Source organism: bacterium (genome assembly GCA_020444065.1).
Taxonomy (GTDB): Bacteria; Sumerlaeota; Sumerlaeia; order SLMS01; family JAHLLQ01; genus JAHLLQ01.
Genome location: JAHLLQ010000002.1, coordinates 799,151 through 817,295, shown reverse-complemented (window position 1 = coordinate 817,295; position 18,145 = coordinate 799,151). Strand labels below are relative to the sequence as shown.

The 18,145-nt window shown below is 60.7% G+C and carries 12 protein-coding genes; all 12 read left to right on the top strand.

What is annotated here, in order from left to right; all coding sequences use genetic code 11:
* Nucleotides 1–93: 93 nt before the first annotated feature.
* The 12 genes from KQI84_07755 (at nucleotide 94) to KQI84_07700 (ending at nucleotide 18,134) form a co-directional block, all read left to right on the top strand.
* A complete protein-coding gene (locus KQI84_07755) occupies nucleotides 94–768 on the top strand; it encodes a hypothetical protein (GenBank protein ID MCB2154767.1) in 675 nt (224 codons plus the stop codon).
* 167 nt (nucleotides 769–935) lie between these two features.
* Complete coding sequence (locus KQI84_07750) at nucleotides 936–4,040, top strand: choice-of-anchor D domain-containing protein (GenBank protein ID MCB2154766.1); 3,105 nt, start codon at nucleotides 936–938, stop codon at nucleotides 4,038–4,040.
* Nucleotides 4,041–4,236: 196 nt separating this feature from the next.
* A complete protein-coding gene (locus KQI84_07745) occupies nucleotides 4,237–4,752 on the top strand; it encodes a hypothetical protein (GenBank protein ID MCB2154765.1) in 516 nt (171 codons plus the stop codon).
* Between the two features lie 38 nt (nucleotides 4,753–4,790).
* The gene (locus KQI84_07740; protein ID MCB2154764.1) at nucleotides 4,791–5,963 is read left to right on the top strand and encodes a hypothetical protein; all 1,173 of its coding nucleotides are present in this window, start codon (nucleotides 4,791–4,793) and stop codon (nucleotides 5,961–5,963) included.
* Nucleotides 5,964–5,982: 19 nt separating this feature from the next.
* On the top strand, nucleotides 5,983–9,510 hold the full coding sequence (locus KQI84_07735) for a hypothetical protein (GenBank protein ID MCB2154763.1): 3,528 nt from the start codon (nucleotides 5,983–5,985) through the stop codon (nucleotides 9,508–9,510).
* Nucleotides 9,511–9,518: 8 nt separating this feature from the next.
* Nucleotides 9,519–11,714, top strand: a complete 2,196-nt coding sequence (locus tag KQI84_07730; GenBank protein ID MCB2154762.1) for a hypothetical protein — start codon at nucleotides 9,519–9,521, stop codon at nucleotides 11,712–11,714.
* Nucleotides 11,711–12,487, top strand: a complete 777-nt coding sequence (locus tag KQI84_07725; protein ID MCB2154761.1) for a hypothetical protein — start codon at nucleotides 11,711–11,713, stop codon at nucleotides 12,485–12,487. Before KQI84_07730 ends, KQI84_07725 begins: the two co-directional genes overlap by 4 nt.
* Nucleotides 12,488–12,584: 97 nt before the next feature.
* Entirely contained in the window at nucleotides 12,585–13,013 is a 429-nt protein-coding gene (locus KQI84_07720; GenBank protein ID MCB2154760.1) for a universal stress protein, read from the top strand.
* 311 nt (nucleotides 13,014–13,324) lie between these two features.
* Nucleotides 13,325–15,235: an ATP-dependent zinc metalloprotease FtsH gene (gene ftsH, locus KQI84_07715; GenBank protein ID MCB2154759.1), complete on the top strand. Its 1,911-nt coding sequence runs from the start codon at nucleotides 13,325–13,327 to the stop codon at nucleotides 15,233–15,235.
* A 5-nt stretch (nucleotides 15,236–15,240) separates the two neighbouring features.
* Nucleotides 15,241–16,107, top strand: a complete 867-nt coding sequence (locus KQI84_07710; protein ID MCB2154758.1) for a hypothetical protein — start codon at nucleotides 15,241–15,243, stop codon at nucleotides 16,105–16,107.
* A complete protein-coding gene (locus KQI84_07705) occupies nucleotides 16,104–16,736 on the top strand; it encodes a methyltransferase domain-containing protein (protein MCB2154757.1) in 633 nt (210 codons plus the stop codon). The genes KQI84_07710 and KQI84_07705 overlap by 4 nt, the downstream gene beginning before the upstream one ends.
* Before the next feature lie 60 nt (nucleotides 16,737–16,796).
* Nucleotides 16,797–18,134 (top strand): type IV pilus twitching motility protein PilT, encoded by a 1,338-nt coding sequence (locus KQI84_07700; GenBank protein MCB2154756.1) that lies wholly within the window; start codon nucleotides 16,797–16,799, stop codon nucleotides 18,132–18,134.
* The last annotated feature ends 11 nt before the right edge of the window (nucleotides 18,135–18,145 follow it).

Genomic DNA, 18,145 nt, shown 5'->3' with positions numbered 1-18,145 from the left:
GAACGGAATCAATGGCTTTTCCACTTGTTCACAACCAAAGCCAATGGGAATCTGAAAGCAGCATTGCTCCGTTTTAGACTGGAGGCCCAAGAGGTGGCGGATCCTTCACGCCGGAAGCTTCGAATTCCGCGACGCGGTGCGATCGAGGCGGCCATCGCTGTTGCCGTAGTGATCGCGGCGATTCTCTTCTGGTTCGGGAGACCTCCAGGGATTCGGGCCTCCTGGGATTGCTGGTTGGATGTCTCGAGCGAACTCGCATCAGAGCTGAATGCGCGCTATGAGGCCGATGGCCGCTACCCGGCTGATCCCAGCGATCCGACGAAGCTCGATCCGGCTATTCTGGCAATGCGATTGCGTATCTCCAAGTCGGCCGAAGAAACCGGACGGGGAATCCGATTCAAGGGCCGTGCGCTGGATCCATTTTCAAGAGATCCCGGGCACGCAGATGATGAGCGGAGATGGGGCTACTACTATCATTCAGCTTCTGCTGAGCTCGGGTGCTGGGCTCGAGGCTACCTCCCCCGCTCGGCAGTGTCGTCGGATGGGCAATGGGCAGTCCTGGTCTCCGTGGGGCCGAATGGGGTTCTGGATACGCCGCTTGAGGAGGTCGTCAAGCTGGCTCCTCCGGATGGCGAGGAGGGGCTTACCTTCCTGGTCGAGGAACTCTCGAAGTATCGCGTGACGGGCATGAGCGATCCGGACACCTCCAAGGGCGATCTCATTACCCTTCTTTGGAATGGCGAAGCTTACCGAATCTGGCTCCAATAGGGACACGTGGTGACTCCGTCCCCAGGCAATGAAACGGGTTGACCATTCGCTCCGCCCGTGCTGCCGTTCATGAGTTCAAATACCCCGCATTTCGCGAGATGATCCTCAAGGGATAAACGGGAGGGGGATCGTCCAGCGCAACTCTTCGTTTTCCTTGGAGGAGGACCATGAAACTCAGAGCACTGATGGCGGCACTTGTTGCCGCAGTGGTTTTTGCCTTTCCCAGCAGCACAAATGCATTCTCAGGTTCCGGACTGGGAACCGTCGGAGATCCTTACGTCATCACAGACGTCGGACAGCTTCAGGAGATGAGCGATGATCTCGCCGCGGCCTATGAACTGGGCAATCACATCGATGCCACGGCAACGCTCGGATGGAACGGCGGCGGCGGATTCGATTGCGTTGGATCGACGGCAACGCCCTTCACGGGATCTCTGGATGGCCAGGATTACATCATCACAGGCCTCTGGATCGATTGGCCGACATCCGAGACCGTAGGATTGATTGGTTCTGTCGATGCCGCAGCGGCGATCTCCAACGTTCGCATAGTCGGGGCTGCCGTCACCGGCGAGCAATACGTCGGCATCCTCGCCGGCGTAAATGCCGGCACGATCACGAATTGCGACACGGCCGGAGCCGCCACGGGAGAGCAAAGCGTCGGCGGCCTGATTGGCGGGAATGCTCTGAATGTGCAGGATTGCCACAGCGATGCCGTCGTCATCGCGACATTGGAATCTGCCGGTGGATTGGTTGGTCTGAATTCCATGGGAGGCACAATCCAGGAGTGCTACAGCAACGGTCTGGTTTCCGCTCCCGTGAATGCTGGCGGTTTTGCGGCCATCAACATGCCATTCGCAACAATCATGAACTGCTACAGTCTTGCCACCGTCTCCGGCGAGGTCGGGGCCGGCGGTTTCGTCGGCTCTTCGTGGTATTTCGGGACAGTAGGCGCCTGCTACAGTGCCGGATACGTGACGGGAAACGCGCTGGTAGGAGGCTTCGAAGGCTACACGGTTGGGGGCACGGCTTCCTCCTGCTTCTGGGATATGGAATCATCTGGCCAGCCAACATCTTCCTCGGGGACGGGCATGACCACTGCCGAAATGAAGCAGCAGGCGACGTTCGATCCGCCATGGGATTTCTCGACTGTCTGGTCGATACACGAGAATCGCAGCTATCCCTTCTTCTACGAGGGAAGCCCCACTCAAGACATCGACGTGCAACCGTCCAACGCGATGTTCGGCAACGTCCCGATCAATCAGGGGGCTGCCACGCGCGAGATCTTCATCTTCAACCAGGGCAGCGTGAACCTGACCATCGCGAGTGTCGTACTGACCGGAGATTCCGAATTCTCGATTTCGTCAGACACCGGAGACGCGTTGCTTGCTCCGTCGACGGCTCGCGCGATCGAGATTTCATTCGATCCGGATTCACTCGGGGACAGATCGGCTCTACTGACGATCGTCAGCAATGATCTGGACGAGGCCATCAAGACCATTTCTATCAGTGGAACGGGCTACAACACGGCTCCCATCGCCGCCGAGTACGCCGCAAACAGCGCTGTGGCACTCGACGGTGACAATGAGTCCGTCAGCCTCGCTGCGAATGCGGCATTGCAGATCTCAGGCGACATTACTCTGGAAGCGTGGGTTTACCCAAACACGATCTCCGAGCCAACGCAGCACATCATTAACTGGGGAGGTCCAGGAAGCGGAGAGGGCGATAATTACCTGTACGCCATGCGGATTCGCGACACAGGCGATATCGGGGTCTATCACGAAAACGGCGGAGTGGCTGGAGCCGATGTCATTCTGGACTTTGAAACGAACATCCCGGTCGATCAATGGACCCACGTGGCCGTCGTCCGCGACGCCACGGCGATGACCTACGAGGCATTCGTGAATGGCGTTTCGGCGGGTACGCTCAGTTACACCGATCCGCCGACCGGCGGCGATGTCGGAGTGGCGGCCGCGCACATTGGGGCCAATGCCGCCTTGAGCAACGTATTCAATGGCCTGATCGACGAGGTACGCGTCTGGGATGCTCAACGTACCGGCCCTCAGATCGCTGCCGACATGTATCATGAGCTCAACGGCGACGAATCCAATCTTGTCGGCTACTGGCAGTTAAATGAGGCCGATATCACGAAGGTCACGCCGGATCTGACCGGCAACGGCAATGATGGCACTCTGGAAGGTGAGGCCTATATCTACAGTCCGTCTGAGGCGATGGGAGTCAACTCCGAGGTCGCAGCCACAACGAGCGAAGATGCGGACACGACAGTGACGCTGTTCGGATTCGATGCGGATGGCGATACGCTGGCCGCGGTGATTACGCAGCTTCCGAACGCGGGAGAAGGGCGACTCTATCAACTCGCCGCGCCCGGCCCCGTCCGCGGTGCGGAAATCACAGCGATCGAAACGGCGCTCACGGATTCGGGAATGCGCTTCGTGTATGCGCCCGAGAACCGCACCAGCGATTACGAGTCAATCGTCCGTTGGAAGGTCGACGATGGCTTTGTTGAATCGACAAACGCAACGACCTGCACGCTGTCTGTGATTGCCGACGGCGATGCCCCGGTCCTTGTCGCCGATTCGCTGACAATCGATGAAGGCGGACTGGAGACGCTGGGCACGGTGAATCTGGAAGCAACAGGCGATTGGGCGGTCTCATTCCGCGTCGACACATTGCCTCAGTTCGGAACCTTGCGGCGAAACGCCGTCGCGCTGAACGTCACTGATAGCTTCACCCAGCAGGATGTTTCCGACGGATTGCTCGAGTACGAACACGACAGCTCGGATACAACCGCGGACGATTTCGACTTCTCCTATCAAGATGCCGACTCCGGCTGGATCGGAGGCAACACGTTCACCATTACGGTCAATCCGGTGAATGATCCCCCGGTGCTGACAACGAATAATCCGCTGTCCTGCGAACGCGGCGGATCGGCTGTCATCACGGATTCCTACCTCGCTGCCATCGATGATAATCCTGCTGATGAGGTCATTTATACCGTGACGGCGTTCCCGGTCCATGGATCGTTGACCGTCGATGGGACGGAACTCCTGCCGCGGCGTGCCCCCGATACATTCACGCAGGCCGACATCAACGCGGGGCTGGTCAGCTACACAAACGATGGCGCGGGGTTGGATCCGGACTCCTTTGAGTTTGGTTGCGACAGCGGATCGGGCAGCCCGATCTCGGCGACATTCAATATCACAGTGAACGTGCCTGCCTCTGTCGACGACTGGAGAATCCTCCAAGCCGAATAGGTCACCGAATCAGGTCCTTCCGTCAACTCCCGGGCTTTGCGCAATGCTGGCGAAGCCCGGGATTTCATTGGCCAGATTCGCCGCTGCGGGAAGTTTGTTTTTTTGTCCGATTTTGGTTGGCGCCGGCTTTTGGCTGTGCCTATGGTGACACAGTAATGGAGATCAGACGATATTTTTGGGGATTGGACCGCCGAGGATGAATTGGCTTCCGAAAGCCATGGCGGTTGGTGCGTTCTTAACTCTCGCCGTTCTTGCCGGTGGGGGCAGTGGTAATGTGCATCCAGCCGACACGGACTACGATGGCGTGATTACGCGGAGCGAAGTGCTGGCCTTCGAGGCTCGCTGGCATGCGGGTGAAGAAGGCCTTCTTGATGCTTTAACGAACGCCAGTTACATCGAACAGAATGGCGGATGTTATCGATGGGACCAGGCGGCGGCCAATTATATTCCCGTCTCCTGCGATGCGGGCGTTTCTGCACCAGTGGTCCACTTCTTTCGCGCAGAGCGCAGGACTGAAGTTGTTGCACCGGCGGTACACTTCTATCGCCAGATCCCGGAGAATCAGGAAGTCGTCGCTCCGGCCGTGCATTTCTACCGGCAAGTCGAATCCCAAGAAGTTGTTGCTCCCGCCGTGCACTTCTACCGGCAAGTGGAGCTTGATGAATCCGTGGCACCTGTTGCGCATTTCTACCGCGAGGTGCCGGCACCCTGAAGCCCAGCGGGCAATAGACCGGAAAAGGAAGGTTCGTCATGACGTGGCGCAAACTAATCTCGATGCTGGTGATGCTGATGGCGGTGGCCGCCTCGGCCCCGGCCATTGATTCCGGAAGCGATGGCTCCGATGGGACGTTCAATCCCGTGAAGGGTGCGACGCCGTGGGATGAAGACGGCGATGGAATCGTTGCACTCCGCCCGGAGATCTTCTCGATCCCGGGTGGCCGTTCCTTCGACGCCCGCAACGGAATCTTCAACTTCACGGAAGTCAACATTCCATCCGACATTCAGGTCGTGTTGCGACGTGATCGCCTGACCTCGGCAACATACAATCCGCCGATTCACATCCTCTCCCAGACGACCATGAACATTGATGGTGAAATCAATGCCGATGGCTCTTACCAGGGCGGATTCGATTCCGGCGCCGGCGCTCCAGGCGGATTCGACGGCTCGCCGAATGGCGCCTACGCGATGGGCCCATCGTCGAGCTACTATGTCGGCTCATCGATCGTTCAGCCCCCGATTGGCGGCGGCGGAGATCAGCAGGGCACGGGCCTATACGCCTCCGGCGGTGGCGGCGCGGTCGTTCTTGCAGCAGATCAGGTCATTACGGTCAGCGCCACGGGCCTGGTCCGGGCGATCGGCGCAAACAATACTGTGAACTTCAATGCCGGCGGCGGCCCGGGCAGTATCCGGGTGGTCTCCAGCGAAGTCGTTATGGAGGGTCGCCTGTGGACCCAGAGCGGTCAGGGCGGCTTCAGCGGCCAGTTGACCTACGGACCGATTCGCGTGGAATCCTACCTCCTGAGTGGCAACGGCACTTTCACAGGCAATGTGACCTTTGGCGAACCCGACCCTGTTTTCTTTGAAGCCAACACCGGCGAGCCGCGGCTCTTCATCGATCGCCTGATCGACAACAACGCAGTGGTCGTCGACTTCCCCGAGTGGGATCCGACAAATCCGGATGTCTACAAGCCTCTAGTTCTTCCCGCGACTCTGGTGGAGCCGTTCACGGTCGTGGTGCGTGCAGAGAATATCGCCGAAGGCCGTCAGGTCCGCGTGATTGCGCCCCAGACGACTCGCAACGGCACGCTGGCTCTGAATGTTGAAAATGGTCAGATCGAAGCCGCAGTCGTGTTCAACGGCGGCAGCGATTTTGGCACGTATGAGAACCTGAACACGATTTACGCAGACTTGGTCGCCGAATAAACCGGCCGAAGGGATTCCCGTGAATCGGGTAGCGACAATATCGCGCTCCAGCCTCTCGCGGCGAGTGGCCGCATTTATGGCGCTCTTCGTCGGCGTTGCAGGCCTGTGCTTCGCGCAGGGCGGCGGAACGGCCACGCGGGATCTGCCCGCGGAGATGGTCGCGCTGACGCCCTACGACGTGACGATCTCGGTCGTCCCGACGGACCCGCCGTCTTCTCCCGTGGCAATGGCCGTGGAGGAAGACCTCCCGACTGGATGGTCTGCATCCGCACCGACAAGTGGCGGCCTGATTACAGCTACGGATATTCGGTGGGGTCTGTTCGAAGGCGAAGATATCCATCCCGTGACGTTCCAGTACACGGTGACTCCGTCCCTGGATCATCTGGGGTCGGTGGCGATCAGTGGACGCGCTTCCTTCGATGGGGTGGGAATCACGATTGGGGGCGACACGAGCGTCACCGTCACCGTGCCGGACTCGCTGCTCCAGACGACGGTCGACGTCTACCCCACCGACGGGTCGGCCGATGTCGCCTGGACGGAAGCCCCCTACCCGAATCTCGAACGTTACGACGTGCGCCGCGATGGCGTTGTCATCGGTACGTTGCTCCCGACCGCGCCGGATCTCCTGTGGACAGACAACTCGTACTCCGCCGCTGATGGCGCGACTTACACCGTCCAGGCCATCGGCCCCTCGGATTCGATCCTCTTCGAGCGCCACACGCAGGTGTTAGCTCTGCATCCGTTCGTCGGTCAGAGCGTCGACTCCATCGTGCGAGGCACGTTCCAGAGCGTCGATTACGGTGCATTGAGCGGAAGCAATTCGGAGACGAATGTGGCGTTCGATATGCGCCTCGCCAATCCCTCGCCTACAACGACCGATCCCGCTATGATTCCGAACGCGGTCTTGCCGGCCAACGGATCGACATCGGCAACGACGGTTCTGGCTATCGATCGTGCCGGCTTCACAGACCGCGACATTGCGTTCATCGTCGAACAACTCCTGCCCCAGGAATACGCCGAGGTCTTCTTCCACGAGACAAAGACGGTTTCACAGATATCCGGAGGCCAGGAAATTGAGCTCTTCGCCGATCCCATGGTTCGAGGCGTCCCTGTCGATGTTTCGGTGCGCATCACGAACCCTGGTCCTCTCGATCGCCAGGTCATCACGCAGCGCGACAGCGGACATTCCGACGTCATCGTCGGCCTGTATGATACCTTGGGCAACCTGCTGACGGAGAGTTACCTCGACCAGTCCGCGCCCACCGGCGGCGCGCAGTTTGGCGCTAACAAATCGTTCGCGACGATCGCACCCGGTGAATCGTTCCTGACGGAGCCGATCAGTGTCCTCGTTCCGCTCGATGCGCCGGACGAAGTGCTGCTGCTGGCGACCGTGCCGACATTCTACTACGATATCGATTCTGCCACCGAGCAGACCGTGCCGGGCACGGAAGCAGCCCTCGGCGCGACCATCACCTCGCCACCTTATCTGGCGAACGTTGCAGCCGAGTTCGAGTACTACGCTTCCGGCTCGGAAGTCCGAATCTTCGGCAATGCGTACGATCCCGTCTCATTGAATCCTGAGCCCGGCGTGAATGTGAAGATCGGCATTAACGTCAAGGGCTTCGATCGCTTCGAGTACGCGAAGACGGACGTGTACGGAAACTTCATCTACACATTCCGCCCGTTCACGACCGAGGCAGGCAACTACACAATCTGGGGCGTCCATCCCGACGTTGAAGACCGGCCTGCACAGGACACGTTCATCATTTCCGGACTACGTTTCCAGCCGCCGGATTTGACAGTGACGATGCCGCGTAATTCGACGTTCCCGTTCAACGTCTCGCTGAAGAATCTTGGCGAAGACTTGCAGACGCTGACATCCGTAGAGTTCCTTCCCGCGGGGCAAAGCGCCGACTTGACCGCGACAGTCAACTCCTACCCCGCAACGATCGGGGCGGGCCGGACATCGAATATCTCGGTCACCATCGATGCGACAACGAACAGCCCGACAAACACGCAGTTGATTCTGCTGGCGCAAGGCAATCACGGCAGCCAGGCGGAGTTGACTCTGGACGTCGAAACGTATGTCGGCGGTCCGGTGCTCTCGGCCGATCCGTCCTATATCGAAACCGGCGCCATCGTCGATGAAGTCACCGTCGCGACGACCGAGATTTCGAATGTGGGGACGGAGCCGCTGCTGAATGCGCGCGTGACTCCGCCGACTCGTTCTTGGATCGATTTGTCGATCGATCCGGTGCTGGGCGATATTGCCGCCGGCGCAAGCCGCGAAATTCCAATGACACTGCTGCCCGATTCCAGCGTCACGCCCGGCATTTACTCCGAAACGGTTCGTATCGAGAGCGATAACCTCGCACCGTTCGACGTCTACATGTCGATTCGCGTGATCGGCACCGATAGTGGCGATCTGCTGGTTCGCTGCGGAACGCTGCTTGCCACGGAAGAGCCCATTGAAGGCCTTGAAGTCCTGATCCAGGAAGCCAATCCAGCGGGTCCGACGCCCCTTCGTCTGAGCGGCGTGACCGATGCCGACGGCCTTCTGTTCTTCGAAGGGCTTCCCCCGGGCGACTTCGATTACACGATCGGTGGCAGCGGCTATCAGGTGGAGATCGGAACTGTCACGATCAAGACCGGCGAGCTGACCGAACTGCATCTGCTGATGCGCAAGGACTTCGTAACGGTTGGCTTCACGGTGACGCCGATCACCATCGAGGATCGCTACGAGATCGTGATCGATGCAACATTCGAGACAGATGTACTCGCACCGGTGATGGTTCTGGATCCGCCCCATCTCGAGCTGATGCCGGTCGCCGGAACATCGATGCACAATAACCTGATCATCGCCAACAAGGGCCTGATCGCGATGCGCGATGCACAGTTCCCGGTGATCGAAACCTCGGACTTCCGAGTGGAACCGCTCGTCACGGAGTTGGGCGACATTCCTGCTCGCGATGCGATCCAGGTTCCGTTCCGTATCGTGACGCCCTATCCGGAAGAAGCGCCGACTCGCCGTACGGCCCTAGCCGACATGATGGACAAGGGACACCGCGGAACGATCGGGGATCTCTTCCAGATTGTCTGCGATATCTTCGAAAAGTGCGACTTCGATCCCGAAATTCCAATCACGGCCGGTGCCGATCTCTGCGGTGGTACGGCAACCGTGTACGGTTCTGTCAAACTGAGTGTCCTCTGTAAGATTATCCCGAAGATTCCGACGTCTCTGGGCGACCTCGCTTCGTTGCTGCTTCCGGATCATCCAGCGCTGACGTGCGCGAAGGAATCGCTCCAGGGCGGTGGCGTCCCAGGCAGCGGCTGCCTGTGCGAGTTGGCCGGCGCAATCACCGGCGACTCCGGAGTGACGCCGTGCTGCAAGGCCCTGACCGGTCTCGGCCTGAAGGACATGTACGATTGCATGTGCAAGTACACCAAGTGCGACTGCCCGACGGGCGCCGGAGGCGGTAGAGTCTGGGCGCAAGGCGGCGGTGGCGGCGGCGGTGGCGGCGGCACCGTGAATGATCCGTGCGATTGAGGCAAGCGATGACGTGTAGAGCCACAAACTGGATCGTTCTGTTGATCGCCCTGATGGGCCTGGCGGTGTCACACGCCTCTGCGCAGACGTGTGCCCGCGTCAAGATTCAGATCAAGCAGGAACTGACATTCGAACGCGTCGCCTTCGACGCGCGACTGACGCTTGCCAATAACCTGACCGACAAGGCGCTGACCAACGTCAACGCCGCGATCTCGATTATTGACAATAACGGCGATCCCGCGGATGCCCTCTTCTTTGTCGGCGATGCGGAACTGAAGGATGTCACCGCCGTCGACGGGACGGGCCGGATTGAAATCGGCGATACGGGCGAAGCCTCCTGGCTGATCGTGCCCACGGTCGGCGCAGGCGGCAGCGATCCCGCCGGTCAACGCTACTACGTCACCGTCGACCTTTCGCTCGGGCCGGAAGGCACTGCCCCGGTCGATTTGATCGTTCTTCCCGACTCGATCGTCGTACATCCCCAGCCGCTTCTGAAGCTCGAGTACTTCTTCCCGCGCCTGGTGATCGGTGACGATCCGCTGACCGAGAACATCGAGGAGCGCAGCGAACCGTTCACATTCGGTCTGCGCGTGACGAACGATGGGCACGGTCCGGCCAATAGCATGAAGTTGAAGACCGGCCAGCCCGAGATCATCGAGAATGAGAAGGGCCTGCTGGTCAGCTTCCTGATTCTCGGAACGCAGGTAAACGGCGAGGCTCGCACACCTTCGATGCTCGCGAGCATCGGCGATCTGCAGGCGGCGCAGGCTGCCATGGTTCGCTGGACAATGACGTCCTCGTTGCTCGGCGAGTTCATCAACTTCAATGCGACTTACAAACACGCCGATCAGTTCGGCGGAGAAAAGACCTCGTTGATCGACGGGATCAGCACACGGACGCTCGTGCACAACGTGCGAGTGGACGAGCCCGGCTCAGACGACATCCTCGATTTCCTCGCCGACGAGGACCAGGATCCTGATTTCATTCCGGACAACATCTACGCTTCGGACGGCACCGACATTCCGGTGACGCACGTGGCCGCGGGAGTATCCAACGTTGTCGACTCGGGCAATCCCGATACGACGCTGACCTTCACGGCGCCGGGTGCTGTCTGGGCGTATGTGCGCATTCCCGACCCGGCGAATGGGAATCTCGGTTTCGTCAGCGCGGAACGGTCAGATGGCAAAATCCTTCCCGTCGAGAACGCGTGGGTAGATCAGCTCCGAATCGACCCCAAACGCGCCGCTGCGCTCCGCGTCGATACTGCTCCGTTCTTCCATCTCGTCGATTACGGTTCGACCGGGCAGTACACGCTTCATTATCGCCAGAAGCCGGTTCTCGACGATCCAGGGGACAAGGCAGTGGTCGTTGGGAATTCGCTGGACTTCACGTTGGTCGGCACGGTGAGCACTGGGCTGACGGAAGAATACTCCATGGAGTTCACGGACGGCATTCCCGCCGGACCGGCTCCGACGTTCAACACCGCGACGGGCGCTTTCAGTTGGTCGCCGGACATGAGCCAGATCGGCGTCTACGAAGTGACCTTCCGTCTGAACGACGGCGGCGACCCTCCGCTCGAGGACTTCCGCATTATCCAGATCAGCGTCGACAATCCGAACCTGATCGTAGACGCGGGTCCCGATATGGTCGCCATTCCCGGCCAGGTCGTGACGATCGACGCCACGGGCACGCAAGGTCCATCGCCGCTGGACATTTCCTGGAACCAGACAGTCGGCCCGCCGGTTGTCCTTCTGAGCCCGCAGACCAAGGAGCCGCGCTTCACGGCGCCGGAGGTCACGGAGAATACCCTGATGACCTGGGAACTGACCGTGACCGACAATCAGGCCCGCTCCTCCAGCGACACCATGAACGTCATCATTGCGGTCAGCATGCCGAGCGCACACGCCGGCCCTGATCAGACGGTCGATGGTACCCAGACGGTCTACCTGGATGGCAGCGCATCGATCGGCGATGGCCTGTCTTATTCGTGGACGCAGACATCCGGCCCGCCGGTGACTTTGATTGGCGGCGACACGGCGACCCCGGAATTCACGGCGCCGAGTTCGCTCGTGGTTGAGACGGTTCGCTTCCGCCTGACCGTCGAGGATAGCCTCGGCCTGACCGATGCGGATGAGATTGTGATCACAGTGCGCTCCGTGCCGCCTCCGACGCCTGTGCCTTGGGAAGGAATGATGGTCCGATGATTCGTCTGCTTGTGACATTGCTGGTGCTGGGCTGTGCGTCGACCGCATTGGCCGCCACCCCGATCTCGGTGGAGGACCTTCAGTCTCTGCGCGAGAACGGGCAGCGCGTGATGGTCGTCGACGTGCGGTCCGAGACGGATTTCGCCCGCGGCCACATCGTCGGAGCAGCCTCCATCCCCGCGGCAACGATCCCGTATCGGGCCATTCCGACGGACCTTACGATTGTCGTGGTCGACGACGATCTCAGCGCCCAGACAGCCGACAAGGCCGCGGCCGCGCTGGAAGATGCCGGGGCGGCCGAAGTCCGCACGCTCACCGGCGGCTATACCGCATGGCGTCGCGCAAAGGCCCCCACCGTCTCCCCCGCCGGGACGAGCACCGAATCTGTTGCGACGAAGGTGACCGCCGCGGATCTGCGCGAGGCCCTTCTGAATGAAGCGGGACGCACCGACTCTGGAAAGCAGATCCGCGTGATCCAACTGACCCGCGATCTGAAGCGAGCCCCGGAAGCAGTCATCCCCGGCGCAGAAGTCGTGGCGTTCTCCCGGGACATCAAACCGACCGACTATGTCGATCGCGCCGCACGCAGCGACGAAGTCGTCGTGATCGCGGATGATGGCACCGCAGACGCATCGCGCTGGGCGGCGGCATTGCTGGCCGCTGGCCACGATGCCCGTGTCCTTGCCGGCGGCACGGCGGCGTGGCGCCTGTCCGAGCCTAAGACCGCCACCACAGAAGAATCCGCCAAGGCCACAGACGACTCAGAAGTCTGACCTTCCCCTCCCCCATTACCTTGCGTTTCCGTCCCCGGTCCCTTACGATAGGGCCCATGGGCAGGTTGTGTTTCGCCTGCCGGATCGGAGGGCAGACATGAGTTGGCTCCCAAAGAAGAAAATCGTCGTTCCGCTCGATTTCTCCGACTTCTCGATGACGGCGCTGAAGACCGCACGAGAACTGGTTTCGAAGTCATCGGACCTGTACATTATCCATGTAATTCCGCCGCTGACTCCGATGGAGCCGGGTGTAATCTGGCCGGAGTCCAATGACATGGCCCGAATCGAGCACGCCGAAGAGGCACTGGCGGCCCGGTTGAGCGCTCCGGAATATGAAGGAGCCGCCATGGAAATCCGGATCGGATCGCCATCGCGAGAGGTGGCCGACTTCGCCGAGGAGATCGAAGCGGAACTGATCGTGATCCATTCTCATGGACGAACAGGAGCGGCCCATTTGTTAATCGGATCGGTCGCGGAGCACATCGTGCGCTACGCCCACTGCCCGGTTTTGGTGCTGCGGGACTAACTTTAGTAAAGCCAGTCATTGGGCCGTTTGACCTTGACCGGTGCGGAATGAAACTGGTCCGATGACGACGGGAATCTGGAATGCGGCGGTGTTGTCACACTCCTTGCTACCAGGTTTCGTGGGAATTTCGCTCTGCCGGAATATCGCTCCAAAAGCTGGAAACCAAGGACTCTCACTGACTGATGAATAGACTCAAATCCGTTTCCCTCTGGATCATCATCATCGTGGCCTGTGTCTTCCTGTTCATTCAGATGCAGGAACGCACCGAGCCATTGAAGCTGACGGTGATCGAATTCCTGGACGTTGCTGCCATGAACACGGTGACCGACGACAATGGCGTTGTCGTCGACAACCAGGCTTTCAAAGACGATGTGCGGGATATGGACGGCAAGATCGAGGGGAAGATCGCCGCCAGCGCGAAGCTGCCCCAGTCAGTCTCCGCTCGCCTGAATCGCGCGGCGACGAATCGCAAGGCCGGCGAGCCCATTCCGTTCGTCACGGTGTATCAGCCCCTGCAGGCAGAACTGATTCTCTCGCGGATGCTGGATGACCGCGTGAACAGCTATATGCCTTCACCGCAGTCGCGCGTCTTCACGCAGATCCTGCTGCCGCTCATGATTCCGGTTCTGCTGATCGTGGCCCTGTGGGTGCTGTTCGTGCGCCAGGTCCAGAGCAGCGGCAACAAGGCGATGTCCTTCGGCAAGTCCCGCGCGAAGCTGATCTCAGAGGGCCAAGTCAAGGTCCTGTTCGAGGATGTGGCCGGCGTGGATGAGGCCAAGGAAGAGCTCTGTGAAGTTGTCGATTTCCTGAAAGATCCAAAGAAATTCAGCCGCCTCGGTGGCCGCATTCCGAAGGGCGTTCTGCTGTTCGGTCCTCCAGGCACCGGCAAGACGATGCTCGCCAAGGCCGTGGCCGGCGAAGCCAACGTGCCATTCTTCTCGATCTCCGGTTCGGACTTCGTCGAGATGTTCGTCGGCGTCGGCGCCAGCCGAGTCCGCGACCTGTTCGAGCAGGCCAAGAAGAGCAAGCCCTGCCTCGTCTTCATCGACGAAATCGACGCCGTCGGCCGTCATCGCTTTGCCGGCATTGGCGGCGGGCATGACGAACGCGAGCAGACCCTGAACCAGTTGCTCGTCGAGATGGACGGCTTTGCCACGAACGAAGGCGTGATCCTGATCGCCGCGACGAACCGCCCGGACGTTCTGGATCCGGCGCTGCTGCGTCCCGGCCGCTTCGACCGCCAGATCGCCGTGGATTACCCGGATGTGCTGGGCCGCGAGAAGATCCTGAAGGTCCACGCCAAGAATGTGAAGCTGGCCAACAACGTCGACATGCTGGCGATTGCCAAGGGCACGCCCGGCTACAGCGGCGCGGACCTGGCCAACATCATCAACGAAGCGGCGCTGCTGGCTGCCCGCCAGAACAAGCCCGAGATCGATCAGCGCGATCTGGAAGAAGCCAAGGACCGCGTGATGATGGGTCCGGAACGCCGCAGCATGAAGATCACGGAAAATGAGAAGCACGCCACCGCCGTGCACGAAGGCGGCCACGCAATCGTTGCGCGCTTTACCGAAGGCTCCGACCCGGTGCACAAAATTACGATCATCCCACGCGGTCGCGCGTTGGGTGTGACGCACTTCCTGCCGGCCGAAGAAAAACACAGCCACACGCGCACGGAACTGAAGGCCAAGCTGGTTGCGATGCTGGGCGGCATGGCCGCCGAGCAGATCGTCTTCGCAGAAACCGGCACCGGCGTTGGTAACGACCTGCACCGCGTCACCGATCTGGCCCGCCGCATGGTCTGCGAGTTCGGCATGAGCGAACGTCTTGGGCCTCGCACGTTTGGCGAATCGCGCGGCCAGGTTTTCGTCGGTCGCGACATGAACAGCGACAACCGCGACTACAGCGAAGAAGTCGCCCAGATCATCGACGACGAAGTTCGGTCGCTTGTCGAAGAAGCCCACACACGCGCGGTCGACATTCTGACCGAAAAGCGCGAGTTGCTCGACAAGCTCACCCAGGCGCTGATCGATCGCGAGACGATCGACGCGGAAGAATTTGAGATGCTGATCCGCGGCGAGGACTTGCCGCCGCTCTTCAAGAAGGGCGACGACACGCCTCCTGGGGCTCCACCGGAGCAGGATTCCGGCAAGGAAAAGAAGAAGGCCAAGCCACCGCGCATCGGCGATTTCCTCGACAAGCCGCGACACGTCCCCGGCTGACCGCGATGCTCCATCGGACCTCAATCCGCACTGCGTTCTTTCTGGCCGCGCTGGCGATTCCAACATTCGCCGGCGCGGCGCAGTTGTCTTTGGACGACGTCTTGACCACAACTTCTACGACGACTGCTCCCGAATCGGGGCCGCTTTCTGGCGAAGCCGCGGCACGAATGATTGCCGAGGCAGAAGAGGACCTGGCCGCCGGTCGAATCGAACGCGCCGCTGAAGCCGCCACCCGTCTACCAGAACGAATTCCACCGAACGATCCCTTCTACTCGGATGCACTTTGGCTGTCTGTGAGAGTCTCCGAGGCAACGGGCGATTCCGCGACCGCGATGAACTCGGCCCGCGAGTACCTGAAGTTCGCCCCGACCGGAGCAAACGCCGCCGCGGCACAACTTGCCATTGCGCGCGGCGAGGCAATGGCCGGCAACTGGTCCGCGTCTGCAGACCAGTACCTGGCACTGATAAACTCCTTCGGTAATCCCGCAGAGCACCTGGAGTCGGACGCATTCCTGGGAGCCGCAGAAGCCTGCGTCCAGGCGCGTCGTCCTGCCGACGCTCGGACCGCTCTGAAGTACGCCATGGCGAGTCCGAATCTCTCGGTCGGCGCCCGCGCGTCGGCAGCCTACTGGATGCTGGAGAGCCTTCTCCTGGAAGACGATCCGTCGGTGCCGGTCCCCGCCGGAGTTTCCGAGGGCATGCCATTGCAGCACGCGATCGCACTGCGCCGAGCGCTTCTTTTCGAGATGCGTGGAGAATCCTACCAGGCGCGGCCGCTCTACGCGGAACTGGCCTGGGAGCGCGACAGCCTCTCCCCCGGTGAGCGCCAGATACTTGATGCGCGTACCTCTGCACTGGAATTGGCACAGTGAAAGAGCAGTTCACGCCGGACCACCCCGAATATTGGAACGAAAGCTACGAACAGGGCGCCCGAGCCGCCTGGAACACGGGCGCGCCGGCTCCCCCGCTGCGCCGTTACTTCTCTGATCCGAAAGCTGAACCCGCCCCTCCAGCGCGGATTTTCGTGCCCGGATGCGGACATGGTCACGAAGTCGTGATGCTGGCAAAGATGGGGTACAATGTCACCGGCGTCGATCTGTCTCCGCTGGCGATCGAACATGCGCGTACGAATCTGGGCGATTTGAATGCGACGCTCCTGGCGGCGGACTTCTTCGACTTGGCGCTGCAGCCCGAGTACCGTGGCGCATACGACGCCGTCGTGGAGTACGTCTGCTTCTGCTCGATTCGTCCGGGCCGCCGCGAAGAGTACGTGACGGCAATGGCGAACCTGCTGCGGCCTGGCGGGCTGCTCGTGGGTCTGTTCTTCAATACGCAGCGTCCCGGCGGCCCACCGTTCGACGTGACGGCCAACGAGTTGCGCACGCTTCTTCGAACCAGCTTCGAGATCGAGCAACTCGGCATTGCACCCGATTCGATCAAGCCCCGTGCAGGGCGCGAGCTGATTGCCGTGATGCGGCGCAACGCATCGCCCTTGCGCTGAAGGCCACAAGCCCGACAAGCTGTTGGGCAGTTGACGATTTGAACCGAGGAGGCGCCGCCAATGGGTCTGTTCCCGAAGAAGAAGCCGGATGAGACGCCCCATTCTCCCCCGCCGGAGAAGCGGTCTCCCGATGCACTGAGGCCGCCATCCGCAGCGCAAGGGCCGCCTCCGCCGCCAAACCCGCCGAGCGTAAAGCTGCCGCCGCGGGCCGCCGCGCCGAAGCAGGCGCAACAGGGCCCGATTCAGCCCGGACAGCGCCTGCCCGAGCGCGCTCCGGGAGGCCAGGAAGGCAACGTCGAAGTCGTACGCCCGCACCGACGTAAGGAAGCGCCCAAGAATAGCGATCAGCCGCTGTCGCTGGTTTCGCTATTGAATCAGGCGGTGGAGCGCGGCGCATCGGATCTGCATCTTTCGCGCGGCGTGCCGCCGACTTTGCGTCTCGACGGGTACCTGGTTCCATTGAACTACCCACCGCTGACAAAGGCTGCGTGCGAGCAGTTGATCCTGACACAACTGACTCCCGTGCAGCGCCAGAAATTCGACGAAACATGGGAGCTCGATCTCTCGCTGGATCTTCCCGATGTCGGGCGATACCGTGTTAACGTCCATCGCCAGCGCGGTGGCGTAGAGGCCGCATTCCGCGTCGTGAACGATATCATTCAGCCGATCCGCAAGCTGGGACTTCCGGGAGTGGTTGAAGAGATCGCTCGGAAACATCAGGGCCTTGCTCTGGTGACGGGACCGACCGGATCCGGCAAGTCCACCACAATGGCGGCCATCGTCGATCAGATCAACAACGAGCGCCAGTGCATGGTCGTGACGATCGAAGATCCGATCGAGTACGTGCATTCGAACAAGCGCTCGATCATCAAGCAGCGCGAAGTCACGAGCGATACGCGATCTTTCTCGGCGGCGTTGCGCCACGTGCTGCGCCAGGATCCGGATGTGATCGTGATCGGCGAAATGCGAGATCTGGAAACAATCCAGACCGCGCTGATCGCGGCGGAAACGGGTCACCTCGTCTTCGCCACGCTGCACACGCCCGATGCGTCCCAAACGATCGATCGAATGATCGACGTCTTTCCTCCGCACCAGCAGGAACAGACCCGCATCCAGGTGGCGAACACGATCATTGCAATCGTCGCCCAGCAGCTTCTGCCTGTGCCGGGAAATCGCGGCCGCGTCGTCGCGACCGAGATCCTGATTGCGAACTCGGCGGTTCGCAAGATCGTCCGCACCGGTAAGACGGAGCAGTTGTTCTCGACCATGCAAACCGGTTGGGAGCAGGGCATGGTGACGATGGATAAGTCGTTGAAGACGCTCTACCAGCAGGGATTGATTTCCTTCGAGGATGCAGTCTCACGATGCAAGTACCCGCTTGAATTCGATCAGCTCTAACCCTCTCCGGA

Bases quoted from the DNA above. Each gene is read 5' to 3' on its own strand.
- KQI84_07750 (MCB2154766.1), top strand. From the start codon at position 936: ATGAAACTCAGAGCACTGATGGCGGCACTTGTTGCCGCAGTGGTTTTT.
- KQI84_07745 (MCB2154765.1), top strand. From the start codon at position 4,237: ATGAATTGGCTTCCGAAAGCCATGGCGGTTGGTGCGTTCTTAACTCTC.
- KQI84_07740 (MCB2154764.1), top strand. From the start codon at position 4,791: ATGACGTGGCGCAAACTAATCTCGATGCTGGTGATGCTGATGGCGGTG.
- KQI84_07730 (MCB2154762.1), top strand. From the start codon at position 9,519: ATGACGTGTAGAGCCACAAACTGGATCGTTCTGTTGATCGCCCTGATG.
- KQI84_07725 (MCB2154761.1), top strand. From the start codon at position 11,711: ATGATTCGTCTGCTTGTGACATTGCTGGTGCTGGGCTGTGCGTCGACC.
- KQI84_07720 (MCB2154760.1), top strand. From the start codon at position 12,585: ATGAGTTGGCTCCCAAAGAAGAAAATCGTCGTTCCGCTCGATTTCTCC.
- ftsH (MCB2154759.1), top strand. From the start codon at position 13,325: ATGAACACGGTGACCGACGACAATGGCGTTGTCGTCGACAACCAGGCT.
- KQI84_07710 (MCB2154758.1), top strand. From the start codon at position 15,241: ATGCTCCATCGGACCTCAATCCGCACTGCGTTCTTTCTGGCCGCGCTG.
- KQI84_07700 (MCB2154756.1), top strand. From the start codon at position 16,797: ATGGGTCTGTTCCCGAAGAAGAAGCCGGATGAGACGCCCCATTCTCCC.